Genomic DNA, 24,353 nt, shown 5'->3' with positions numbered 1-24,353 from the left:
TCGTTCCTGATCAATCAGGACCGTCCCCTGTCCATCAAACCGCAACCCTGATGCCATGCCAAGCAAGGACAACGCCACAATTCGCCTGCGAGTCTGGATCGAGCAGGACCGCGAAACCTACCTCGGGATAGGAAGTACGCTGCTTTTACAGCACATTGAACGCCTGGGCTCGCTACGCAAGGCGGCCGAGGAACTGAACATGTCCTACCGTCGCGCCTGGGGCAAACTTAAGAAAGCCGAAGAGCGCATCGGGCATCCCCTGGTGGAAAAGGTCCGCGGCCAGGGACAGCGGTTCACCCTCTCCCCTCATGGCAGGGAGCTGATGAACAAATTCCTCCGCTTCTATCTCGATGTCGAGGCATACGCCGCCCAGCGGGCGTCGGAAGTGCTGGAAATGCAGGTGGATAAGGCAGGCGAGTTCTATCGGGAAGACACCGAATGACGCCCCTCTCCCGAACCCGCAACCCGGAGGAATACCTGTGAAACGAATTACTTTGATCGCGCTTTGTCTGATTTTTGTCCTGACCCTGGCTCTGCCCGCCCTGGCGGACAAAACCCTGATGATGTCCACCACCACAAGCACGGCCAACACCGGCCTGCTCGACGAACTCATTGTGCCCATGTATCTGAAGGATACGGGCGTGGAGATCAAGTTCGTGGCTGTAGGTACGGGCAAGGCTCTCAAGATGGCCGAGGGTTGCGACGTTGACGTGGTCCTCGTCCATGCTCCTGATGCCGAGATGGAATATGTCAATTCCGGTGCGCTTCTGGACCGCCGGGAACTGATGTACAACGACTTCATCATCATTGGCCCCGCCTCAGACCCGGCAAATGTCAAGGACAAGAACGTCACCGACGCCCTCAAGGCAATCGAAGGCGCCAAGGCCGTCTTTGCCAGCCGGGGCGACAACTCGGGCACCCACAAGATGGAGCAGTCACTGTGGACCGCTGCCGGACTGGCCATTCCCGAGAAGGAAACCTGGTACGTCCAGACCGGCCAGGGTATGATCGCCACGATCAACGTGGCAGCCGAAAAGAACGGCTACACCCTCACCGACCGTGGTACCTACATCAAATACGCCGACACCAAGGGCGGCACCCCTCCCATGGTGGTCCTGGTGGAAGGCGACACGGTTCTCTTCAACCAATATAGTGCCCTGGCCGTGAACCCGGCCAAATGCCCCAACGCCAAATACGACATGGCCAAGCAGTTCATCGACTGGATGGCCTCCCCGGCCGTGCAGCAGGCCATCGGCAACTTCACACTCCTGGGTAAGCCCCTCTTCACTCCCAACGCCAAATAAACGCGTCACGACATCAACCGGGGGAGCGGCCACCGCTCCCCCGGCCATAACGGACATCACATGGATTTTCTGCTTCAGGGCTTTCTCCAGGGCTTTCTCCTTCTGCTTTCGGGCGACCCTGAAACCTATTCCGCCATATGGGCCACGGTGGCAGCCTCCACCATGGCCATGGCCGCCAGCCTGTCCGTCGGCATCCCCCTCGGATTCTTGCTCGGACACAAGACATTCCCCGGCAAAAAGATCGTGCGCACCCTGGTGGACACCCTGCTCTCGTTTCCCACGGTGGTCATCGGCCTGCTGGTCTATGCCTTTTTGACCCATCGCGGGCCCTTTGGCGGGGCCGGGCTGCTCTTCACCCTGCCAGCCATAGCCATCGGACAGACAATCCTCGGCCTGCCGGTGATCATCGCCATGACGGCCACGGCCGTGGAGGCGCTAGACAAACGGCTGCCCATGACTCTGACCACCCTCGGGGCCAACTCCCGCCAGATCCTCTGGGCCACGGTGGTCGAGGCGCGCTTTTCCATCATGCTGGCCGCAGTTTCCGCCTATGGCCGCATCGTCTCGGAAGTAGGCATCTCCATGATGGTGGGCGGTAATATCAAGTGGCACACGCGAACCATCACCACGGCCATCTCCCTTGAGACCGGCAAAGGCGAATTTGCCATGGGCATCGCCTTGGGAATGGTCCTGCTGACTGTGGCCCTGACCGTCAACATCCTGGCCTCGGGCCTCAAGCGTAAGGCCGTACGATGACCAAGCCCCTCATCAGTCTCTTCAACGTGCGCCAGCGCTATGCAGACCGAACCGTCCTCAGCGTGGACCGCCTCGATATAAGGCCCGGGAGCATCGTCGGACTGGCCGGGCCAAACGGCTCAGGCAAATCCACCCTGCTTCGACTGCTGGCTTTTCTCGAGTCCCCGGCCTCGGGCACCATGACCTTTGAGGGTTCCCCTGCGGCCGCCTCGCCCGGTCCGGTCCACCGGCAAGTCACCCTGCTCGTCCAGGAGCCCTATCTCCTTCGCCGCAGCGTCTTCGGCAACGTGGCCTACGGCCTCAAGGTGCGCGGCCGGGAAGACCCCACAAAGCGGGTTTTCAGCGCTTTGGAATCAGTTGGCCTGAACCCGGAGCGCTTCGCCCGGCGCCAGTGGTTCGAGCTCTCCGGCGGTGAGGCCCAACGGGTGGCCCTGGCTGCCCGGCTGGTCCTGCGTCCCCGGGCGCTGCTTATGGACGAACCCACTGCCAGCCTGGACGCAAGCAGCGCGGCCCTGGTCCGCAAAGCAGCCCTGGCCGCCCGCGACACATTCGGCACGGCCCTGGTCATCGCCAGCCACGACATGGCCTGGCTGCACGCGGTCAGCGACCATGTTCTTCGCATCGAAAACGGCCGCATCATCGACACCGAAACACTCAAGCCAAACGAGGAATGACGTGAAGGCTATCTCCATCATCGGCCCGAAGAAATCCGGCAAAACCACCCTTGGACTGACTCTGGCACGATGTCTCAAGGCGCGTGGACTGACCGTGGCCGCAACCAAATTCAGCCACCACGGCCTTCACTGGCGCGACACGGACACCGCCAGATACGCCAAGATCTGCGACACTGTGGCCGGACTCGGACCGGAGGAGGCCTTTGTCCACTGGACCCGCAGCCGATTTTTACCCGACCTTCTGCCACTGCTGACTACGGACGTGCTCCTTGTGGAAGGCGGCAAGTCCATGGGCTATCTGCCCCGGGTGCTCTGTCTCGACGGCGATCTCTCCGACGGAACCGACTGGTTGGGACCGGAGCTGGCCATCGGCTCCTGGGGCAACGGCCGCATCAAAGGGCTCCCGTCCTTCGCCGATATCGACGCTTTGGCCGACGCGGTGCTTGAACGAGGTTTCTTTCTGCCCGGCATGGATTGCGCCACCTGCGGCCGGCCGGACTGTCGCACGCTGGCGGCGGACATCGTTCGCGGAGCAGCCACTCCCCGCGCCTGCCTGGCCATGCACAACTCCATCGAAGTGGACATCAACGGCGCCCCCCTTGGCATGAAACCCTTTGTGGAAGAAATCATCTCGGCCTCTATTCGGGAAATGCTGCGCACACTCAAGGGTTATTCGCCGGGCAAGGCCACCATCAAGCTGGACGTGTAGCCGCGAAAGGGGTACCTCCCGGCCATGCACATCGTCCTCTACCAGCCCGAGATACCCCCCAACACCGGCAACATCGCCCGCCTCTGCGCGGCAACACGGACCCCGCTGCACCTCATTGAGCCGCTGGGATTCACCATTGACGACAAGCATCTGCGTCGCGCCGGGCTGGATTACTGGCCCCATGTGGACGTGACCGTCCACCCGAATCTTGAGGACTTCCTGGTCAAGGTGACTCCGCCCCGGCTGGTCCCGGCCAGCACCCGAGCGGCCACAGCACACCATCGGTTCGCCTTCCGACCCGACGATGCCATCCTTATGGGACCGGAAACACGGGGCCTGCCCGCCGAACTGCTCATGCGCCACCCGGACGCGGTGCGCATCCCCATCTGCGGGGAGGTGCGCAGCCTCAATCTTTCCACAGCCACGGGCATCCTGCTTTTCGAGGCACTGCGCCAGACCGGACTCATGCCCGACTGATCCGCGCCCTGCGCCTTGTCTTTTCCTCCCTCGCCCTGTATTGATTGGCGAAACGATATTTTGATCGGAACTCAAGCCCTGCGAGCACCACAGCAATGAAACTCCTTGTTACCGGCGGATGCGGCTTCATCGGCACCAACTTCATCCGACTCATGCTCGACAAACACCCCGACTGGTCCATCGTCAATCTCGACAAACTGACCTATGCGGGCAACCGTCTCAACCTGGCCGACCTGGAACGCGGCGAACCCCGCTACAGCTTCGTCCAGGGCGACATCGGAGACCGGGCGCTGGTCATGGATATGCTGACTGACGCCACTGTGGACGCCATCGTCAATTTTGCCGCCGAATCCCATGTGGACCGTTCCATTGATGATCCCTCGCCCTTCCTGACCACCAATGTTCTCGGGACGCAAAACCTCCTTGAATGTGCCCGCCAGCGCCGGGTAAGCCGGTTCGTCCACATCTCCACCGACGAAGTGTACGGCACGCTGGGAGCCAGCGGGAAGTTCTCGGAAACCACGCCGCTGGCCCCCAACAGCCCCTATTCGGCCAGCAAGGCCGGGGCCGACCTCCTGGCTCGCGCCTACTTCGAGACATACGCTTTCCCGGTAGTCACCACACGCTGCTCCAACAATTACGGGCCATACCAGTTTCCCGAAAAGCTCATTCCCCTCATGTATCTTGCGGCCAAAGACAACAGACCTCTCCCGGTCTACGGCGACGGCCTCAACGTACGCGACTGGATATACGTTGACGACCACTGCCATGGCGTGGAACTCGCTCTGCTCAAGGGCCGCGAGGGACAGGTGTACAACTTCGGCGGCGATGCCGAAGAGACCAACCTCGCAGTGGTCAAGACCATGCTTTCCCTTCTTGGCAAGCCGGAATCGCTGATCACCTTTGTCGGTGACCGCCCGGGCCACGACAGGCGCTACGCCATGGACTATTCTCTGGCCGCACTGGAACTGGGTTTTGCCCCGAGCCTTGATTTCGCCACCGGCCTGCGCCGGACCATCGACTGGTACGAAACCAATTCCCGTTGGCTCGAACAGGTGCAAAGCGGGGAATATCGGCGGTTCATGGACTCCTGGTACGGGGCGCGAAGCTGATGCAGCTCAAAGGCAAAGGCGTCGTCATCTTCGGAGGGAGGACTGGTCTGCTGGGCCAGGCGCTGACCCGGGCCTTCCGCCTGGCCGGAGCCAGACCCGTGCCGCTGTCCAGCCAGGACTGCGACATCCTCGACCCACGGAGCGTGGAACTGCTGCTGGACAGGCGTGACCCGGACCTGATCGTCAACGCCGCGGCCTACACCCAAGTCGATCTGGCCGAAGAGCAGGAAGAGATGGCCTTTGCCCTCAATGCAACGGCCCCGCCGCTGCTCGCTTCGCTGGCGGCCAAGCGTCTGGTGCCCTTTGTTCATTTCAGTACGGATTTTGTTTTCCGGGGGACAAAACGAACCCCCTACCAACCCTATGACGAACCAGACCCCTTCTCGGTCTACGGCATCAGTAAGGCAGATGGCGAACGGGGGCTGTTGCGCTTCGGCTACGAGCGCACACTGATCATTCGGACTTCCTGGCTCTTTGGTCCCGGAAAAATGAATTTCGTGGAAAATATCCTGACCCTGTGCGAAACGCGCAACACCCTCACCGTGGTCAACGACCAGATGGGCTCACCCGCCTATACTCCCGATGTGGCCGCTTACACCCTTGCCCTTCTGGCCCGCGACGAAACGGGCATCCACCATCTTGCCAACTCGGGCGAGGCCACCTGGCATGCGTTGGCAACCCAGGCCGTGACCCTGGCCGGGCTCGACTGCCACGTCGAGCCCGTCCCCACCAGCGCTTACCCCACAAAGGCCGTGCGCCCGGCCTATTCCGTTCTTGACCTCTCTCGCTTTATCCAGGCCACAGGCGTGACCCCCAGACACTGGCAACAGGCCCTGGCCGACTACGTGCTCGGCGACCTCAAACGCGGCTCGGTCATCTGACCCGGAGCACCCAAAACACCTGCTGCAAAGCACAGGGGCCGAGGCGCGTCAAGCGCCTCGGCCCCTGTCCTATCACGCCTGTCATCATACCATCAGGTCGCGCACCTTCTTGTTGGCATCTGCCAGCCGTTCCGAAAGCATGTTGATCAAAAAGCGATTGATGGCCGTGACCAGAACCGGAGCCCGCTTCTCCACCGCGTTCAGCTTGTCCATGGTCATCATGTAGAGTACGCATTTTTCGGCAGCCCGGACAGTGGCCGATCGCGGGGCCAGTGTATAGATGCCCATCTCGCCAAAGACCGCGCCCGGGCCAACCTTCTTGAGCCTGAGCAGCTTGCCGCCCTCAAGCTCCAGCTCCACATCAAGCCGCCCGGACTCGACAAAATACATGGACTCCGACCTGTCGCCCTGACGGAACACGGCCTGTCCCTTGTCCACCACCACCCGCTTGAGCACCTTCATCAGTGCCGGGATATACCGGGGCTCGGGAAAAACCGGAGTCAGCAACTCCGGCAGGGTCAGATTCTTGATGGTCAGCATGTTCTCCGCATCAAGCACACGGTTCTCACACCATTCCAGGGCGAAATCGAGATTGAAGAAGACCTTGAAAGGCGAGTCATCCTCGCCCACATACCCCATGCTGGAGAGATGTTCCTCAAGTTCAAGGGGCGCACTGGTGATGATCAGTTCCAGATCGTACTCCTCCACCACATTGCGCAGTTTGCGGAATCCTATGCCCGCTGCAGAAGCAAGCCCGGTGACCATGCGGAAATCAAGAACCAGATACTCCACAGGCAGCATGTCCCGGGCTTCGAGACGCTCGCGAATGGACTTGAGCAGGCTCTCCATGGAACCCAGGAAGATGAACCCCTGAAGCCGCAGGATGTGGATGTGATCGCCGTACTCCTTGAGTGCCCGCTGCTGGGCCGGGGCGCGGTCCACATTGCTGCGATGATTGACGCCCGAAAGGACGTTACGGATCGCCCCGCCCTTGCTGTAGCGGCTGACAGTTGCCATCAGGGCCAGGCCGACACCGATGCCTATGCCAGCCAGAAGACCAAGGAACAGGGTGAAGGCAAAGGTGGTCCAAAGCATGACCATATCGTCGCGCCGGGTGAAGGCGGTCCTGGTTCTGAAGAGCCAGTCGCGAATGAGGTCGAGCCCGGCATAGATGAGGATGCCCTCAGGCACGAAGCGGGGAATCATGGGAATGACAACGTCCGCGTAATACAGACCTGCCGCGCAAAGCACCCCGGCCATCACACCCGCCATCGGTCCCCGTGCTCCGGTAGCCCGATTGCCCGCGCTGCGTCCGTAGGAGATGGATGCGGGCATCCCGCCCATCAGTCCGCCTGCCATATTGGTCAACCCCAACGCATGGAACTCCTGATTGAGATCCGATTCGCGCCCGTGGAGCAGCTCGAGATTGGTCACACGACTCATGGAGGTGAGCACCACCAGAATGACCAGCCCGCCGATATAGAGGCCATTGGCCTTGATCACACCCCACTGAATGGCCTCAAACCCCTCACCTAATGATTGCGCAGCCAGGGGCGCAATCGGCGCGTCAGGCAGGGGAATGGTCGCCGCCAGGGAGCTTATTGAAGAATCAGCACCCCAGACGCCTGCTGCGTATCCCGCTGCAGTGGCCGCAAGGATCATGGCCAGCATGAACAGCGAATTCTTGAGCCGGGAAAGCCCGACAAGCAGTATCAGTCCGAAGACAACGCTGGGAAGTATGGCCGCGAGGCACTGATCGGGACGGATGAGTTCAACACAATCCCCCATGGCCACGAAAAAATTGGACCAATCAAGAGAGAGCCCTCCCATCCAGTCGAAGGCGCCCAGCAGGACATAGACACCCACTCCGCCCACCACGCCGCCGATGATCTGGATCGGGATGTAACGCACGTATTCGGCAACCTTGAGCCTGCCCAGCAGCCACAGGGCAAATCCTGTGCTCAATGCAGCCAGAACGACCCCCGCAAGGATGGTTGGGATCATGGAATCCGTGGGATACAGCCCGGCCATGTCCTTGTAGAGCGAACCGACGAAAAGGAACAGCACGGCGGCTGGAACGGTCTCGGGCCCGGCCAGGGAAAACGGTATGCGCGACAAGACAGAGAAGAGGATGCAGCCAGCCACAGAGGCCACCAGCGCCATGGAGATGAACGAGGGAAGAAAAGGCTGCATGCCCGGCTGGGAGCTAGTCAGAATGGCTAGGGCCAAAGCGAAATAAAAGGCGAGAAGCCCCGAGATCAGACCGGCAAAGACATTAAGCGCGAAATTGCCTTCAAACAGTCGCCCTCCCAGGGATGACGGCCTGGCGTCCACAAAGGCGCCTTTTCCCTGGGCGGAAGGATCGGAATAGTTTTCATCCCATATCTGGGCAGAACCCTCTTCAGCCAGATCGCTGACATCAATGCCCATCTCATCAGGGTCAGGCAACGACTCCGGCCGCTTCAGGGGCATCCCGCACCCCGGGCACCTGTCCTCTCCACTGGCCACCTGGCCGCAGGCAGCGCAAACAATGTCCTCAGGACCGTCATCAACCATGCCGTCAACCATATCGTCCACGGCGATGGCATCAAGATCAAGGCTCCCGGCACTGGCTCCGCTTCGCTCAGGCACTTGGGAGGCGACCGGATCATCCGCCACTGAAACATCGTCAGCGACACGGCCGCCATGGCCGCATTCAGGGCATTTCGCTTTCTTCCCAAGCAGAGAATCCGGGACATCGCGCCTGTAATCGCAGAATCCGCATCTAAAAATCGCCACGCCACACCACCAGGATCGAGGATGAACGCCAACGGTCCGCCCGTGCGACCGGGCCGAATTCTCCGTGACTTTTGCAACACATACGTGATCGCCGCCAACGAAGCAAGGGATGGCATGAAATCATGCCATCCCGTAAGTATCAAAAAAACGCACCGCGCTCTAAAGAAATCCGCTTAACAGCCGATAGAGAGCATACGAGAAAGCCAAACTGTGTACATGAAAAATTCTTGGCTCCTCGCATGGATCATGTTTATCCCAAGGAAGGGGTCGTCCATGGGCGTCCGAACCCACATTTCGATCATCGTTTCCGACCAGGAAGCCCATACCAGCCTGCCACGCATGCTGCAATCCGTGGCCCGTCAGTCCACAGGACTTGATGCGGTCGAAATACTTGTGATAGGCACCGGCTCCCATGCCTCTGACGCCCCGCAAGCATGGGCGGCCATAGCCGACACCGGGGCGGTCAGGCTCGTGGAGTCCTTACCGGACACTCCGGCGGGTGAGGCGCTGAACCGCGCCGTGGAGTGTTCATCGGGCCGGCTGCTGCTCTTCATGCGACCCGATTACCGGATGGATGCCAAGTTCCTGACCACGGCCCTGTCAGTGTTCTCGGAATTCCCCAAGGCTGACGTGATGTACGCCGACTACATACGGATAGCACGCGACAAGGGCCAGGGAATGCGCTCAGGCCTGGTCCAGCTGCCTGATTTCGACGACACGCTGCTCCAGACCACCAATTTTCTCGGCCCGGCCGTGATGCTGCGCCGAAGGACATGGGAACGCATCCACGGCTTCCGAGACAACACCACCTACCGTTTCTGGGATCTTTGGGTCCAGGCCGCCACCGCCGGGTGTTCCTTTTTCCACGTCAACTACCCGCTGGCATCGTGCGAGGTGTCCAATATCCCGTTTCGGGAGCGCGCCGAAGACGGTCGGCGCAAGGCGATGCTGGTCATCAACAATCAGGCATACTTCCACATGCACACCTTGCGTTGGGCCATAGCCTATCTTCGGGGAGACGCCTGGGCACAGGCATTCGGTTTCATGACCATTCCAGACTCCATCGAGGTGACGCGGATGATGCACGAGCATGTCATGCGCAGCATGGGCACCGACACGCTGCTGCGCAAGGCCATCCGCCAATTCGACAGAGCCACCCGGCAGGCTTGAACGAATAGATGCAACAAAAAAGCCGCTCCGAAGAGCGGCCCGTTCGATTCCTGTTCCCAATGAAATCACAGCGGAATACCGTTCTCTCGTAAATCCTTCCTGAGCATTTCGCGAAGACGCCGGGCCACGGGGCCGGGCTTGACATCGTGGATGGGCTTGCCATTGAAGCGAACCACAGGGATGGCATCGCCGGTAGTGCCCACGATGATCACTTCCCGCGCTTCGAGAAGCTCGTCCTCACTCACCCCCTTGAAAACAATGGGCATCTCGCCCTTGATCAGATCCACGGCCCGCATCAGGGTAGTCCCGGCCAAGGCATTGGTGAACTCGGGGATAACCAGCTTGCCCTCCTGGGACACGATGCACACGTTCTCAGTGGCTCCCTCGGCCAACAGGCCGTTGCCGTCGAAGCAGAACGGAAAGTCGTAGCCCTTTTCCTCGGCCTCGTGCTTCATGAGCACGTTGGGCAGGTAGTCGATGGACTTGATGGCCGCCAAATACGACTGCTTGGCCGGAATGGACGACCGGAAGGCGGTGACTCCCTTCTCGTAGACGCTCTCGGCCTTGGGGTGCAAATCGTAGGAGACAACATACAGGCTCGCTTCGGGGCACTCGGAAGGATAAATGCCGAAACCTCCAGGCCCGCGTCCGATGAGCACCCGCACCATGCCCGTGTCGCGGCCGCCCGCCCGGGCGACCTCGAGGACCAGGGTTCGGATCTCGTCCCAGGCACAAGGCGGGGTCATAAAAATGGCCTCGCAGGAACGCTGCATGCGCTCCATATGGGGCTCAAGCTGATAGAGTCGACGGTCCACGAACTTCATGGTCTCGAAGATGCCGTCGCCACGATGGACGAGGTGGTCGTCCCAGGGCATGAGCATCAGCGCGGAGTCGGTGCAGATATGCCCTACCCGGTGCTCGTAGAAGGCATGTACCTCCTCCATCCCCGGCCTGGGAGCCGCCAGCATCGCCTCAAGATAGGTTGCCCTGTCCACAACTTGCGCCATGACAATGCCCCTTAGGCGGGAACGCGCAGTAGGTCGCGCTCAATCAGGGTCTCGGCGATCTGAATGGTGTTCAGGGCCGCACCCTTGCGGACGTTGTCCGAAACCACCCACATGTTGATGCCGTTGGGAATGGTCTCGTCCTCGCGGATGCGACCGACATAGGTGTCGTCCTCGCCAGCGGCATGGATGGGCATGGGATATGCCTTTTTCTCGGGGAAATCGACAACCGTAACGCCCGGGGCCTTGGCCAGCAAGGCGCGTACGTCGTCGGCAGTGAGTTTTTCCTCGGTCTCGATGTTCACAGACTCGCTGTGGCCATAGAAAACCGGCACGCGCACACAGGTAGCCGTGACCCTGATGGACGGATCACCCATTATCTTGATGGTCTCGTTGACCATCTTCATCTCTTCCTTGGTGTAACCGTTGTCCATGAACACATCGATCTGCGGCAGGCAGTTGAAGGCGATCTGATGCGGATACACGTCAGCCACCACAGGCTGGCCGCTCATCAGACGACGGACCTGATTCTCCAGTTCCTCCACGGCCTTGTGCCCTGTACCGGAAACAGCCTGATAGGTGGAGACCACCACGCGCCGGATGCGGGCCTCGTCATGGATGGGCTTGAGCGCCAGCATCAGCTGAATGGTCGAACAGTTGGGATTGGCAATGATGCCCTTGTGCCAATCCAGGTCGTGGGGGTTGACCTCGGGCACCACCAGCGGACAATTATCGTCCATGCGCCATGCCGAGGAATTGTCCACAACCACACAGCCCGCCTTGGCAGCGAGGGGCGAGAACTTCTCCGAGGTGGAACCGCCGGCCGAAAACAGGGCCAGATCCACCCCGGCAAAAGCGTCTTCGGTCAGTTCGACCACCTTCAACTCGCGGCCCTTGAAGGCAACTTTCTTGCCCACACTGCGGGCCGACGCCATGGGAATGATCTCGCTGTGCGGAAAATCGCGCTGCTCCAGAATCTTCAACATCTCCTGGCCGACCGCGCCGGTTGCGCCGCAGACAGCCACCACTGGATTCCTGCTCATGACAAAAATTCCCCCGTCATATCTTCAGATTCTTGCCGATTTCTAGGCATGCCTCGGCACGGTTGAGCGTATAGAGATGGACGCCGGGCGCCCCGCCGTCGATGAGCTGCTGCGCCTGCCTGACGGCGTAGTCGATGCCCAGGGCGTAGACAGCCTCGTCGCCGCCTTCCTCATTGGCCTTTTCCAAAGCACTCAGGAACTTGCCCGGAATGGCCGCGCCGCAAAGCCCGAGAATGAACTTGGCCGAACGCAGACTCATTATGGGCAGTACCCCCGGAACCACGGGCACATTCGCGCCCATGGCCCGCAGCCGGGCCACATAGTCGAAATAAAGGCGGTTGTCGAAAAAAAGTTGGGTTACGAGAAACTTGGCGCCCTTGGCCACCTTCAGTTGGACCATGTCCAGGTCGGACTGAATGGACGGTGATTCGGGATGAGGCTCAGGATACGCAGCCCCGCCCACACAAATATTGGGATAGCGTTGGCGGATGAACTCAATGACATCAGTGGCATGACGAAACTCCTGGGACTCAAAATCAAAGTCTTCCTGCCCACGAGGCGGATCGCCGCGAAGGGCCAGGACATTTTCGATGCCCGCAGCGGTCAGGCTGGCCAGGAACGCATCCAGCTTTTCAGCCGACGCGCCCACGCTGGTCAGATGAACGATGGGCTCGATGCCGTGGTCGCGCTTCATGCGGGTGGCGATCTCCAGGGTATTGTCCTGGGTGCCGCCGCCCGCACCGTAGGTGACGGAAGCGAACAGAGGGCCGAGTTCCTTGAGCTTCTCGACCACTTCGAAAAAGCCGGGCCAAGCGTCCTTCTCCTTGGGCGGAAAAAACTCAAGGGAGAGAAAGGGCGAGTGTTTCTCGATCAGGTCACAGACGTGCAAAGGCTACTCCTTCCGAGGTGAGGGTGCATACTCCCGCCTGCCTTTCCGGCGGGAAAGCAAATAAGCTACGCCTTCTTCGAAAAATCATCAACAAGGAATCCCGCCTGCGTCCTGGCAGGGGCTTCCCCGTCGTGCAGCGCCGCCACCACAGGCTCGTCTGCGGGAAGAAAACCGAGCCCGTGCGGTCTGGCCGGATCAACCCAGGCCATACGCTGGTTCTCGAGAGGCACCGTCTCGCCTCGATAGTCATGGATGTGATAAAAGTGCAGATGAACGGAAAAATCATCGTAGTGATGGACAAGATCGCGCCAGAACTCGATCTGAAGCAGGGTGATGCCAAGCTCCTCCCGCAGCTCGCGCCTGAGAGCCTGCTCGCCGCTTTCGCCGGGCTCAATTTTGCCGCCGGGAAACTCCCACCATCCGGCCATCCGGCTCCCCTCGGGCCGCTCCACGGCCAGATACCTGCCGTTTCGCCAGATGATGCCGGCCACCACCTCAAGCACAGAACGGCTCACCTGTCCTCCACCCCGGCCTCGCCCCCAATGGCCTCCATGCGCTCCTCCAGCCCGGCCATGCGGGCCATGAGGTTCTCAGTCCATTCTACGGACTCCTTGTAGGCGGCATTGACCTTGAGCGCCTCCTCGGGCTTTTCATATGTAACAGGATCGTTCATCCGATCTTCCAGCGCGGCCTGTTCATCAAGAGCCTTTTCCAGGTCCGCCTCCAGCTTGTCATATTCCTTCCTGAGGGGCTTGAGGGCCCGGTACAGGGTATTGCGCTCCTCGGCCCGCCGCCGTTTTTCCTCTTTGGACATCCTCGTCTTCTCGCGCATGGGGTCGGGCTCGCAGACCTCAGGGTCGGCCTGACACGCCTCCTGCCGCCGCTTCTCCAGATACCCTTGGTAACCGCCCAGGTACTGGACAATACCGCCGTCCTGGTCCAGCGCCCAGATTTCCTCGGCCACCTCGCCCAGCAGATGTCTGTCGTGTGCCACGAAAAACAGCGTACCCTCGTAATCCTTCAACGCCTGAATAAGCCCTTCGCGAGTCTCAATGTCCAGGTGGTTGGTCGGCTCGTCGAGAATCAGAAAATTGGCCCGCGCAAGAAACAGACTGGCCAGCAGCAACCGGCTCTTCTCGCCCCCGGAGAGACCTTTGACCTTGCGGTCAAAGAAAGGCTCGCCCAGCAGGAACAGGCCGAGCACACCCATGACCTGCTCCTCGGTCAGCTTGGGGTCCGAAAGGCGGCGAATCTCGCCAATGACCGTGTTGTCGAGGTTCAGTATCTCATGCTGGTGCTGGCTGAAGTAACCGACCTGGGTATTGGGACCGACCTTGACGTGCCCTGCCGAAGGAACGAGATCACCCATGATCAGCTTGAGCAGCGTGGACTTGCCCGCGCCGTTTGGAGCGGCCAGGGCCACTTTCCTGCCTCGGAAGAGCTGGAAATTCAACCTGGGCCAGACGGATTGGCCCGAATCATAGTGAAACTCCAGATCAACGGCGGCCACAGGAACCTTGTCGCCACGCCGGGGCTCGGGCAGTCGGAAGCTCAGGCTGCGGCCGCGATGGGACTCGGCCTGAGACTGCCTGATCTGGCTCAATTCCTCTTCAAGCCGCTCAACCTTCTTCAGCTTGCTCTGTGCCTGGGCTGCCTTTCTGGCCTTGACGCGAAACTTATTGATATACTTATATTCATTGTCAATCTTTGCCGAGAGCTTGGCCGCTTCCTTGCGGCGTTGATCGGCGTTCTCCCGGTCCCACTCCAGAAACTCGTCAAAGGAGCCCTTGCGCAGCACCGGACGGCCACCCCCCAAGAAAAGAACGTGGGTTCCGACACGGTTGAGAAACACCCGATCATGAACCACGAAGGCCAACGCCCCGCGATAGTTGAGCAGGTATTCCTCAAGCCACTGCACAGCCTCAATGTCGAGATGGTTGGTAGGCTCGTCGAGGAGAAGCACGTCAGCTCCCTGAAGCAGCACGCGGACGAGCTTGGCCCGCTCGCGCCAGCCGCCGGAAAGCTCCGCCAGCCGCTTGTCCAGATCCGCTTCGGAAAAACCCAGCCCGGTCAGAATGGCCCGCGCCTTGTGATCCGGATTGTACCCATAAAGCTCCTCAAACTCGGCCTGCCGATGGGCCAAGGTCTCTATCCGCTGGGAATCGCCCTCGGCCACGGCCCGTTCCCACTGCCCCCAGAACTCGTTCCAGGAAGGCAGGGCCGAAAGCACCCAGGTCAGCAGGTGCTGGTCCAGCACGTCCCCGGCCATTTCCTGGGCCACATAGCCCACCCGCGCCCCACGCGGAACGCTGATCTGGCCCTGGTCCGGCTCGATCTCCCCGGCCAGCACCTTGAGCAGCGTACTCTTGCCGCAGCCGTTGGGGCCGGTCAGGGCCAGGCGCATACCCGCAGTGACCTCAAAGGCGACATCCGCGAAAACGGTTTCGCCCCCGTAGGCTTTGCTGAGACTCTGGACGGTGATTCGTGACATGAAGCGGGTTCCTTTGTATCTGGGAAAATGCAAATATAATGTGCGTGCCAAACATGCAAGCAGGCTTTTGACCCCGGCTCAGAAGGCGGCTACAGTGTGCGCCATGGAACCGTGGTTCGTCTATCTTTTGCGCTGCGCCGACGGCACCCTCTACTGCGGAGCGACCAACGATGTGGACCGCCGCGTGGCCCGACACAACGCGGGCACGGCATCGCGCTACACACGGGCCAGAACCCCGGTGGCCCTGCTCGCGGCCGTGCCCACCCTGTCCAAGGGCGACGCCCTCAGGCTCGAAATGGCGGTCAAGAAGCAACCCCGGGCCCGCAAGCTCGATTTTCTCAAGGCAAGCGCTCCCCGACCGCCCGAGGCATGACGCCCGCCACCACCAGCCATGCTGGACGCCAGCACCCTGCTGGCCATGACCGGGTTTATCCTCGCGACACTGCTGATGGTCCATCACCACCACCGCTCGGATTCGGTGACCGTCAGCGCGGCGAGAAGCCTACCGTCTTTGAGCGACAGGTCGACACCCTCTCGAAAATGAACATGGCAGCGAAGGAGCAGGGCCTCCCGGCACAACAACGGGGAAGGCATACAACAAGATGAACGCCCTGCAGATGCACCCGCTGACCACATGCCTCACCCTTGGGTTCATTGGCCAAACCACGGCCAAGGGGCCGCCAGGACGAAAGAACCACCCGCAGAACCGGCCTGGAGCTTCGACATATGCCCTTGCAAAAAGGCCGCACCGCCTACGCGATGCGGCCCGTCGCAAGCGGAGCCGGAAACCGTCTAAATGCTCGCCAGCACGGCCTCGGCCATCTCCACACACCCCACGAGCCGACACCCCGGCTGCATGATGTCGCCAGTGCGGTAGCCCTGCTCCAGGGCCTGTTGCACGGCGCTCTCGATACAATCCGCTTCCACAGCCATGTCAAAGGAGTGGCGCAGCATCATGGACACCGAAAGGATGGTGGCCAGGGGGTTGGCCTTGTCCTTGCCTGCAATGTCGGGCGCTGAACCGTGAATGGGTTCGTAGAGGCCGGGATTGGCCTCGCCCAAGGACGCGGACGGCAGCATGCCGATGGAGCCGGTGATGGCAGCGGCCTCATCCGAAAGGATGTCGCCGAACAGGTTGCCAGTGACCATGACATCAAACTGGGACGGATCGCGCACCAGTTGCATGGCCGCATTGTCCACATACATATGCGTCAGCTCGATGTCCTTGTAGTTTTTGGCATGTTCGTCAATGACCACCTCGCGCCAGACTCTGGAAACATCGAGAACATTGGCCTTGTCCACGGAGCAGACCCGGCCTGAACGCTTGCGGGCGGCCTCGAAGGCGACCCTGGCGATGCGCCGGATCTCGTGTTCATGGTAGCACATGGTGTTGGAGCCGAACCGCTCGCCATCCTTCATGCCCTCAAAGCGCGGCTCACCGAAGTAGATGCCTCCGGTCAGCTCGCGCACCACCATGACATCAAGCCCGCGGGCCACAATATCAGGCCGCAGATAACAGGCATCGGCCAGTTGCTTGAAAAGCGTGGCCGGACGCAGGTTGGCGAAAAGCTTCAGTTCCTTGCGGATGCCGAGCAGTCCCTTTTCGGGCCGGACGGCCGGATCAATGGTGTCCCATTTTGGGCCGCCCACCGCGCCCAGGAGCACGGCATCGGAATCCTTGCACAAGGCGACGGTATCGGCGGGAAGAGGCACACCAACGGCATCGATGGCGCAGCCCCCGATGAGTGCCTCGGCGGTCTCGAAGGAACGGCCGTGTTTCGCCGCCACCTTGTCCAGCACACGCAGGGCCTGTGCCACGATCTCGCGGCCGATGCCGTCACCGGGCAAAACGCAGATTTTCATTGTCTTCTCCAATAATTATTGTCGATATTTCCTGGCAGGCGGTCATGCCAGCCGGTGTTTGACGTAGTCAACAAGGCCGCCCGCGTCCAGAATCTCCTGCATAAAGGGCGGCACCGGAGAGCTGACAATCTCGTCCCCGGTGGTCAGATTGCGGATCATGCCGTTGGCGGTGTCCACCTCTATCTGGTCCGAGTTCCTGATCTTCTCAATGTCCTCGCCCACTTCGAGCAGGACCAGCCCCATATTGAAGCCGTTGCGATAGAAGATGCGGGCAAAGCTCCTGGCCACAACCACCGGGATTCCCGCCCCCAAAATGGATATGGGCGCATGCTCTCGCGAGGAGCCGCAACCGAAGTTGTCCCCGGCCACGAGAATATCGTTGGGCTTGACGCGTTTGATCCAGCCCGCTTCCAGGCCCTCCATGCAGTTGGCGCCCAGTTCGGCGGAATCGGTGGTCACCAGGAAACGGGCCGGTATGATGGCGTCTGTGTCAATGTGGTCGCCCACAACGTGGGCGGTTCCGGTCACTTTCATGTTCTCTCTCCTAAAGTTCGGCCGGGTTGATGATCTCGCCTGCCACTGCGCTGGCCGCGGCCACCCAGGGATTGGACAAGAACACCTCGCTGTCGAGGGAACCCATGCGGCCCTTGAAATTGCGGTTGGTTGTGGCCACGGTGCGCTCTCCCCCGGCCAGAATACCCATGTGTCCGCCCAGGCACGGCCCGCAGGTGGGCGGCCCCACAATGCAGCCCGCGTCCATGAATATCTCCATCAGCCCTTCCTTCATGCACTGCTTCCAGATGGTCGGCGTGGCGGGCAGGACGATACAGCGCACCTTGGAATCAACCTTGCGGCCCTTGAGAATGGCCGCGGCCTCGCGCATGTCCTCGATGCGGCCGTTGGTGCAGGAACCGATGACTGACTGGTGAATGCGCAGACCCGATGTCTCGTCAACAGGCTTGACATTGTCGGGCAGATGCGGACAGGCCACCTGCGGGGCCATGCCGGTCACATCGATCTCAATGACCCGCTCATAAACCGCGTCCGCGTCAGGGGTCATGGCCACATCGCCGGTACGGCCCGCTGCCGCCGCATAGGCCAGGGTCTTGGCGTCCACCGGGAAAAGTCCGGCCTTGCCGCCCGCCTCGATGGCCATGTTGGCCATGGTCATACGCCCCTCAACGGTCAGGTCGTCCACGGCCTCGCCGGAAAACTCCAGGGCCTTGTACAGCGCCCCGGCCACCCCGATACGGCCGATAAGGTTGAGGATATAATCCTTGCCGCCGACAAACCTGCCAGGCTTGCCGCTGATGTTCACCCGGATGGTGGGCGGCACCTTGAACCAGGTCTCGCCCAGGGCCATGGCCGCGCCGATGTCCGTGGACCCCATGCCCGTGGCAAAAGCTCCCAGCCCGCCGTAGGTACAGGTGTGCGAGTCCGCGCCCACCACCACATCGCCAGGGCCGACAATGCCCTTTTCAGGCAGCAGGGCATGCTCGACGCCCACTTCGCCGCACTCGTAGTAATGGGTGATGCCCATGGCCTCGGCGAATTCGCGCACCACCTTGACCTGTTCGGCGGAATCAATGTCCTTGTTGGGGGTGAAATGATCGCAGACCAGGGCCACCTTGTCCCTGTCAAAGACCTGTTTCGCGCCCATGGCCTTGAAGGACTTGATGGCCAGCGGCGCGGTAATGTCGTTGGCCAGCACAATGGACACACGGCACTGGACGATCTCCCCGGCTCCGGTGATCTCCTGATCCGTATGCCCCTGCAGGATTTTTTCGGCTAAGGTATGGCCCATCGTCTATTTCTCCTCTTTGGCTTTCTCAAGCCTGTTCAGTGCATTGATCATGGCCAAGGCGCTCGCCCTGATGACATCGCCGTCATTGGCACGCCCCACGGCCTTGACGCCGTCGTGCTCTATGCGCACCGCCACCCCGGCCAGAGCATCGGAGCCCTCGGTCACGGCGTTGACCGAATAGTATTCGAGCTTCGGAGCAATCCCCACAAGGGAGTAGATGGACTTGAACACCGCGTCAACAGAACCCTCGCCGAATTCGCTGGTGCGCCGGAGTTCCGCATCCTCGCCCTCGCGACCGAACTCCATGACCATGGCCGCGTGAGGCGGCACATTGCCCGTGCCCGAAAACACGCTCATGTCCGCCAGACGGAAGCGGTCCCGACGGCGGTAGACCTTTTCCAGTATCAGCGCCTCCACGTCTTCGTCGTAGACCTGCTCCTTCTTGTCGGCCAGTTCCTTGACCGCCTTGAAAAGCACATGCACCTGCTCTGTCTCCAGGGCGTACCCCAGCTCCTCGGCCTTCCTGCGCACCGCGTGGGAGCCGGAATGCTTGCCTATGACGATGTCGTTGCTGGTGCGGCCGATGGAGGCCGGGGTCATGATCTCGTAGGTCAGCCTGTTCTTGAACACTCCGTCCTGATGAACACCGGATTCATGAGCAAAGGCATTGGCCCCGACAATGGCCTTGTTTGGAGGTATGGGCATGCCAATAATCTGGGAAAGGCGGCGGCAGGAGGGGAATATCTGCTCGGTCACTATGCCTGTCTCGACATCATAAAGCTCCTTGCGGGTGTTCAGCGCCATAACCACATCCTCCAACGCGGCGTTGCCAGCCCGCTCACCAATGCCGAGCACCGTGCACTCCACCTGACGCGCCCCGGCCCGGATGGCTGCCAGACTATTGGCCACGGCCGAGCCCAGGTCGTTATGGCAATGAACGCTGATGATCGCCCTGTCCACCCCGCGCACGTTGTCCATCAGGTACTTGATCAGTTCATAGTATTCAAAGGGCTGGGTGTATCCCACAGTGTCCGGGATATTGACAACCCTGGCCCCGGCGTCGATGACCGTCTCGGCGACCTTGACCAGAAAATCCCAGTCCGAACGGGAGGCATCTTCAGCAGAGAACTCGACATTGTCAGTGTACGACGCCGCATGGCGCACGGCCTTTTCAGCCATGGCCAGCACCTCGTCGGCCGTCTTGCCCAGCTTGTATTTCATATGGATATCGCTGGTGGCGAGAAAGGTGTGAATGCGGGGATTGCGGGCCTTGCTGACGGCCTCCCAGCAGCGGTCGATATCGCCGGTCACGGCGCGGCACAGACCGGCCACCTGGACTTCAGAAACGGCTTGGGCGATGGCCTGCACGGCCTCGAAATCCCCCTGGCTGGCTATGGGAAATCCGGCCTCGATGATGTCCACGCCCAGGGTCTCAAGCTGACGGGCCATGCGTATCTTCTCGTCCAGGTTCATGGTTGCGCCGGGCGACTGCTCGCCATCACGCAGAGTGGTGTCAAAGACATATACTCTTTCGGCCATTTTTTCCTCCGTGGTGTCCTCTTGCTAAGGACTTTGACATGTTTCGTGAATATAAAAAAACCCGCCGACGCGCACTGAAGCGCGGCGTTTCGGGGGCAGTACGACGTACCGATATGGGACGGAGAGAACTAGCCTAGCTCTTCCTTGGAGCTGTCCCGCAGTAGTCGCTTGCCTCGACGGGATAGTAGGAAAAGTGTGTAGACCGGGCCGGAGATGATATAGCCCAGGAAAATGATGAAACCCAGCAGCCTCGGACGCGAGGCAACCAGGGAAAAGACCAGGATTGCCGAGACCATCCAGCTGAAGGGATGGGCGGTGAAGGCGCTCAGTTCCTTGAAGGAATAGAAACGGACCGTGCTGACCATGAAAAAGGAGAGAACATACACCAGCACCAAGGTGCCGATAGGCAGCAGCCTCTCCATGGCCGACTCGGGCAGGTACACGGTGAAAAGCACCAGGGTCGCCAGGGTGCAGGCCGCAGCCGGAATGGGCAGACCCACGAAATGCTTCTTGGAGCTGGTGGCGGCCTGGATGTTGAACCGGGCCAGCCTGAGTGCGCCGCAGGCCATGAACAGGAAGGCGGCCATCAGCCCCATCCTGCCGAAATCCTCAAGCGCCCAAAGATAGACCATGATTGCGGGCACGACGCCAAAGGCCACCAGATCGGCCAGGGAATCGAGCTGAACTCCGAACTCGCTGGTGGTATTGGTCAGCCGCGCCACCTTGCCGTCAAGCCCGTCAAAGACGCAGCTGGCCAGGATGCACAGGGCACAGGCGACGAAATCGCCCTGGATGGCCCAGGTGAGTCCCAAAAAGCCGATGAACAGGCTGGCCGTGGTCAGCAGGTTCGGCAGGAGGTAAACGCTCTTGTGCCGCGCCAAATCCTTGTCTCCGTTCATTGTATCCGCGTCATTTCGCCCTGTTCGGTGCGCCCTACGCCTTGCGCCTCTCGGCCAGGGGAGTCTCGCCCGCGACAACGGCGTCGCCGACGTTCACAAGGGATACATAGCCATCAGGCATGTAAAGGTCAACTCTCGAACCAAACTTGATCAGACCGAACCGCTCACCGCGCTTGAGCTTGTCGCCCGGCTCTGCCCAGCAGACGATACGCCGGGCGATGAGCCCGGCAATCTGGACCATGGTGAAACGCTGGTTGCCCTTGCCGGTGATGACCACCACGTTGCGCTCGTTGTCCTTGCTCGCCTTATCAAAGGAGGCGTTGAAGAATTTGCCGGGAATATAGCGGATCAGTTCGATCTTGCCGGACACGGGCATACGGTTCACATGCACATTGAGGACGTTCATGAAGATGCACACCACCTGGCGCATCTCGCCGGTCACCGGATCGGCGGCCTGGCCAACCTTGATCACCCTACCGTCGGCGGGCGAGGCCACGGCCTCGGCATCCTCGGGTCCGACCCGCTCGGGATCGCGGAAGAAATGGCCGATGAAACAGGTGGCGGCCAGCCCAAGCAGAGTCAATGGCCACCAGCCCATAACCGCGAAAACCAGCGTGGCAAACGCGGCGATGACTATATAAGGGATGCCCTCAAGGGCCAGTCCGACGGACGGTTTAAGCATTGCGTCTCGCTCCTTGTCTCTTTCCGGGGTATCTACCCCCCGAAGAGGCAAACCGCAAGTTCGTTTTACAATCCGCGCCCCTTGGCATAGGGTCTTTCAATGGATCCGGTCACACACATAGCATCGGGTGTCATGGGCGCACTGGCGGCCAGAAAATGGCTGCCCAACGCGAGATATCTTGTGCCCTTCGGCATGCTTTGCTCCTGGATTCCCGACGGGGACATTTTTTTTGGCCGGGGCGACCCGGAGTTCAATCTGCTGCACCACCGTGGCGTTTCCACCTCGTTCTTCGGCGGGCTGATCATGGCCCTGGCCCTGGCCGCCCTCTACCGCCGCATATCGCGAGGTACGCCGTTCACCTCGGCTGCCATCTTCGCCTACCTCATGATCCTCACCCACATCTGGCTGGACCTGATCACCACCTACGGCACCCAGATTCTGGCCCCGTTTTCCAACCACCGCTTCGCCCTGGACGGCGCCTTCATTATCGACCCGCTCTTCACCCTCACGGCCCTTGCTCTCATCGGTCTTGCCATTGTCTGGAAAAATTCGAGACACGTCATCGCCATGGCCGGAATGACCTGGTTTTTCGCCTACCCGCTGGCCAACATGGCCCTTGGCGCATACCTGGAAACCATCTACGCCGAGCGCCTCACCCGGCGCGGCATCGCCCATGACACAATTCACGTAACGCCCGATGCCCTCTCGCCACGCTACTGGAAGGTTGTCACCACCCAGGGGGATGATTACCTGCTCGACACCATGGACCTGCTCGGCGGCGAGGTGGAACCGATGCGCCGCTTCCGCCGGGCGGACACTGGTGAACTTACGTCCCTTGGCCGCAGGGAATCCATGTTCGCCACCTATGCGTGGTTCGCCAAATGGCCGTATGTGGTGCGCGATACCCTGGAGGGAAACCCTGTGGAGGGCGTGGCAGTGACCTTCGGCGACCTGCGGTTCGTCAGCACCAACCCCGTGCTGGCCCGCCATTTCGGCTCCCGGCGCGAACCCTTCGTCCTCAAGGCTTTCCTTGACGGCTCCGGGGAATTGACCGCCTGGAGCTTCACCATGGGGGCCAGCTCCTTTGACGAATCCCTTGAACGATGACTCCCGGCTTCAGGTAAGATATCGGGCGAACCCGGCCCCAAGTTTGTGCATCGGCAGCACACGGCCCTCAATAATCAGCCCTTGGGCGATAAATTCACACTCCATGTATTCGGGCGGAGCCTGGAATCCGTTCTCCTTGGCGAAAATCAGCGAGATGCCCGCCTGCCCGCTGTGGGCGATGAGCCCCTCGGGGAAAAAAGCCGCCTGGTCCGCGCTCCTTCCCACTGCGCCGAAAAACGCCTTGTATTTGTCGAAAAAATTTACCGCGCACAGGGTTTGCTGCATGCCCGCCACCATCTCGTTGGCCACGTAGCTTAAGGGACGGCCGCGCAGGAGATTGTATGCCCCCTCCCGTGTTGGATCGGCCAGCATGACGCTGCCTGCGCCCAAGGCGCGGACCAGATCGTGGGTGCGCTCGCCGGATACAGGGTCGGCCTGAAAGCCGAGGCTCTGCACCTCGTCAAAACCGTTGCGCCGGGCCTGAATCTGCTGTGCCAGGATCATGATGCCGGTCCCCGCTCCAATGTCCGCCCCCACATAAGGGCCCTGATGCCCGACACCGACCCTGGGCGCATCCCGCTGGCCGATGACCGCACGCATGACATGGGCCGCCCTGGCCACGTCTGCCAGCACACGCAGCACTGGCGACCACTGCCGAAGCCGATTCATGACCTCGATGTCGTCGCCGGGCTCGTTGAGACTGTGATGCCTGGAAAACCGCGCATACAAGTCGGCCACTTCGCCGTATTCAACCCGCTCATCCTGGGCGCCGTCGTAGACATAGGCGAAGAAATACTTCACCGCCACGTTGAGCAGCCCTTCGTCCGTCACCGGCTGACCCGGATCGCACAGCCGCTCAATATCCCGAGCCAGACTCTCGGCCCCATAAAAATCCGGCGCAATGCCGTGACCGGCCAGCTCCGCTGCGGAGGTGAAATTCCTGGCCTGCATGCCTGCAGTGGCCAGAGGAGAAGCGTGAAGGCGATATGCAGGGTTATCGCCCGCCGCCGCTATCGGCCTGTGTTTGTGATGTGTCGTGTTCATAATGATGTGCGACGGTGGTTTCGGTTGGGGAAATGTTTGCCGTCGCACGCCACTTTGCAGAGAGCATACCGCTTCAGGAGAAAACCGGGCACAAAAAACATACTCGCCCGATTTTTTAAAAAAAATC

At 60.8% G+C, this 24,353-nt stretch carries 24 protein-coding genes; 11 read left to right on the top strand and 13 right to left on the bottom strand.

From position 1 onward, the window contains the following. Positions 1-55 precede the first annotated feature (55 nt). From GKC30_RS05215 to rfbD, 8 genes are all read left to right on the top strand, one after another. Complete coding sequence (locus tag GKC30_RS05215) at positions 56-442, top strand: winged helix-turn-helix domain-containing protein (RefSeq protein ID WP_155932751.1); 387 nt, start codon at positions 56-58, stop codon at positions 440-442. 37 nt (positions 443-479) lie between these two features. Continuing rightward, on the top strand, positions 480-1,304 hold the full coding sequence (locus GKC30_RS05210) for an ABC transporter substrate-binding protein (RefSeq protein WP_367613987.1): 825 nt from the start codon (positions 480-482) through the stop codon (positions 1,302-1,304). A 60-nt stretch (positions 1,305-1,364) separates the two neighbouring features. Further along, the gene (locus GKC30_RS05205; RefSeq protein ID WP_155932747.1) at positions 1,365-2,060 is read left to right on the top strand and encodes an ABC transporter permease; all 696 of its coding nucleotides are present in this window, start codon (positions 1,365-1,367) and stop codon (positions 2,058-2,060) included. Continuing rightward, the gene (locus GKC30_RS05200; RefSeq protein WP_155932745.1) at positions 2,057-2,734 is read left to right on the top strand and encodes an ABC transporter ATP-binding protein; all 678 of its coding nucleotides are present in this window, start codon (positions 2,057-2,059) and stop codon (positions 2,732-2,734) included. The genes GKC30_RS05205 and GKC30_RS05200 overlap by 4 nt, the downstream gene beginning before the upstream one ends. Before the next feature lies 1 nt (position 2,735). Further along, positions 2,736-3,443: a molybdopterin-guanine dinucleotide biosynthesis protein MobB gene (locus GKC30_RS05195; protein WP_367613986.1), complete on the top strand. Its 708-nt coding sequence runs from the start codon at positions 2,736-2,738 to the stop codon at positions 3,441-3,443. A 24-nt stretch (positions 3,444-3,467) separates the two neighbouring features. Next, positions 3,468-3,920 carry a tRNA (cytidine(34)-2'-O)-methyltransferase gene (locus GKC30_RS05190; protein ID WP_155932741.1) on the top strand — a complete coding sequence of 151 codons (453 nt, stop codon included), beginning with the start codon at positions 3,468-3,470 and terminating at the stop codon, positions 3,918-3,920. 95 nt (positions 3,921-4,015) lie between these two features. Further along, positions 4,016-5,032 carry a dTDP-glucose 4,6-dehydratase gene (gene rfbB / locus GKC30_RS05185; protein ID WP_155932739.1) on the top strand — a complete coding sequence of 339 codons (1,017 nt, stop codon included), beginning with the start codon at positions 4,016-4,018 and terminating at the stop codon, positions 5,030-5,032. Further along, positions 5,032-5,913 (top strand): dTDP-4-dehydrorhamnose reductase, encoded by an 882-nt coding sequence (rfbD, locus tag GKC30_RS05180; RefSeq protein ID WP_155932737.1) that lies wholly within the window; start codon positions 5,032-5,034, stop codon positions 5,911-5,913. The genes rfbB and rfbD overlap by 1 nt, the downstream gene beginning before the upstream one ends. Before the next feature lie 84 nt (positions 5,914-5,997). Here rfbD and GKC30_RS05175 read toward each other — a convergent pair whose 3' ends face one another. Continuing rightward, on the bottom strand, positions 5,998-8,571 hold the full coding sequence (locus GKC30_RS05175) for a SulP family inorganic anion transporter (protein ID WP_367613984.1): 2,574 nt from the start codon (positions 8,569-8,571) through the stop codon (positions 5,998-6,000). A 366-nt stretch (positions 8,572-8,937) separates the two neighbouring features. Here GKC30_RS05175 and GKC30_RS05170 point away from each other — a divergent pair, with 366 nt between their 5' ends. Beyond that, entirely contained in the window at positions 8,938-9,861 is a 924-nt protein-coding gene (locus GKC30_RS05170; RefSeq protein ID WP_231117046.1) for a glycosyltransferase family protein, read from the top strand. A 65-nt stretch (positions 9,862-9,926) separates the two neighbouring features. Here GKC30_RS05170 and GKC30_RS05165 read toward each other — a convergent pair whose 3' ends face one another. The 5 genes from GKC30_RS05165 to GKC30_RS05145 all read right to left on the bottom strand — a co-directional run bounded on the left by GKC30_RS05165 (position 9,927) and on the right by GKC30_RS05145 (position 15,288). Continuing rightward, positions 9,927-10,868 (bottom strand): aminotransferase class IV, encoded by a 942-nt coding sequence (locus tag GKC30_RS05165; protein ID WP_155932735.1) that lies wholly within the window; start codon positions 10,866-10,868, stop codon positions 9,927-9,929. A gap of 11 nt (positions 10,869-10,879) precedes the next feature. Continuing rightward, positions 10,880-11,908, bottom strand: a complete 1,029-nt coding sequence (locus tag GKC30_RS05160) for an aspartate-semialdehyde dehydrogenase (protein ID WP_155932733.1) — start codon at positions 11,906-11,908, stop codon at positions 10,880-10,882. A 16-nt stretch (positions 11,909-11,924) separates the two neighbouring features. Beyond that, positions 11,925-12,797: a methylenetetrahydrofolate reductase gene (locus GKC30_RS05155; protein WP_155932731.1), complete on the bottom strand. Its 873-nt coding sequence runs from the start codon at positions 12,795-12,797 to the stop codon at positions 11,925-11,927. Positions 12,798-12,862: 65 nt separating this feature from the next. Next, positions 12,863-13,312, bottom strand: a complete 450-nt coding sequence (locus GKC30_RS05150) for a (deoxy)nucleoside triphosphate pyrophosphohydrolase (RefSeq protein ID WP_367613983.1) — start codon at positions 13,310-13,312, stop codon at positions 12,863-12,865. Next, on the bottom strand, positions 13,309-15,288 hold the full coding sequence (locus GKC30_RS05145; protein WP_155932729.1) for an ABC-F family ATP-binding cassette domain-containing protein: 1,980 nt from the start codon (positions 15,286-15,288) through the stop codon (positions 13,309-13,311). Before GKC30_RS05145 ends, GKC30_RS05150 begins: the two co-directional genes overlap by 4 nt. Before the next feature lie 103 nt (positions 15,289-15,391). Here GKC30_RS05145 and GKC30_RS05140 point away from each other — a divergent pair, with 103 nt between their 5' ends. Next, positions 15,392-15,661, top strand: coding sequence for a GIY-YIG nuclease family protein (locus GKC30_RS05140; protein WP_155932727.1), 270 nt, complete (start codon positions 15,392-15,394; stop codon positions 15,659-15,661). A 419-nt stretch (positions 15,662-16,080) separates the two neighbouring features. Here the strand turns inward: GKC30_RS05140 and leuB are convergent, their stop codons facing one another. The 6 genes from leuB to GKC30_RS05110 form a co-directional block, all read right to left on the bottom strand. Beyond that, positions 16,081-17,151: a 3-isopropylmalate dehydrogenase gene (leuB, locus tag GKC30_RS05135; protein WP_155932725.1), complete on the bottom strand. Its 1,071-nt coding sequence runs from the start codon at positions 17,149-17,151 to the stop codon at positions 16,081-16,083. 42 nt (positions 17,152-17,193) lie between these two features. Continuing rightward, positions 17,194-17,685 (bottom strand): 3-isopropylmalate dehydratase small subunit, encoded by a 492-nt coding sequence (locus GKC30_RS05130; RefSeq protein ID WP_155932723.1) that lies wholly within the window; start codon positions 17,683-17,685, stop codon positions 17,194-17,196. 10 nt (positions 17,686-17,695) lie between these two features. After that, positions 17,696-18,955, bottom strand: a complete 1,260-nt coding sequence (leuC, locus tag GKC30_RS05125) for a 3-isopropylmalate dehydratase large subunit (RefSeq protein ID WP_155932721.1) — start codon at positions 18,953-18,955, stop codon at positions 17,696-17,698. Between the two features lie 3 nt (positions 18,956-18,958). Next, on the bottom strand, positions 18,959-20,494 hold the full coding sequence (locus GKC30_RS05120; RefSeq protein WP_155932719.1) for a 2-isopropylmalate synthase: 1,536 nt from the start codon (positions 20,492-20,494) through the stop codon (positions 18,959-18,961). A gap of 128 nt (positions 20,495-20,622) precedes the next feature. After that, complete coding sequence (pssA, locus tag GKC30_RS05115) at positions 20,623-21,393, bottom strand: CDP-diacylglycerol--serine O-phosphatidyltransferase (RefSeq protein WP_155932717.1); 771 nt, start codon at positions 21,391-21,393, stop codon at positions 20,623-20,625. Positions 21,394-21,427: 34 nt separating this feature from the next. After that, complete coding sequence (locus tag GKC30_RS05110) at positions 21,428-22,075, bottom strand: phosphatidylserine decarboxylase family protein (protein WP_155932715.1); 648 nt, start codon at positions 22,073-22,075, stop codon at positions 21,428-21,430. A gap of 99 nt (positions 22,076-22,174) precedes the next feature. On the opposite strand from GKC30_RS05110, the gene GKC30_RS05105 reads away from it, so the two are divergent. Further along, positions 22,175-23,182, top strand: a complete 1,008-nt coding sequence (locus GKC30_RS05105) for a metal-dependent hydrolase (protein ID WP_155932713.1) — start codon at positions 22,175-22,177, stop codon at positions 23,180-23,182. A 9-nt stretch (positions 23,183-23,191) separates the two neighbouring features. On the opposite strand, the gene GKC30_RS05100 is transcribed toward GKC30_RS05105, so the two are convergent. After that, complete coding sequence (locus GKC30_RS05100; protein WP_231117045.1) at positions 23,192-24,133, bottom strand: hypothetical protein; 942 nt, start codon at positions 24,131-24,133, stop codon at positions 23,192-23,194. Positions 24,134-24,353 lie beyond the last annotated feature (220 nt).

This window comes from Pseudodesulfovibrio alkaliphilus, from assembly GCF_009729555.1.
Lineage (GTDB): Bacteria > Desulfobacterota > Desulfovibrionia > Desulfovibrionales > Desulfovibrionaceae > Pseudodesulfovibrio > Pseudodesulfovibrio alkaliphilus.
This window is presented reverse-complemented; position numbering and strand designations above follow the sequence as displayed.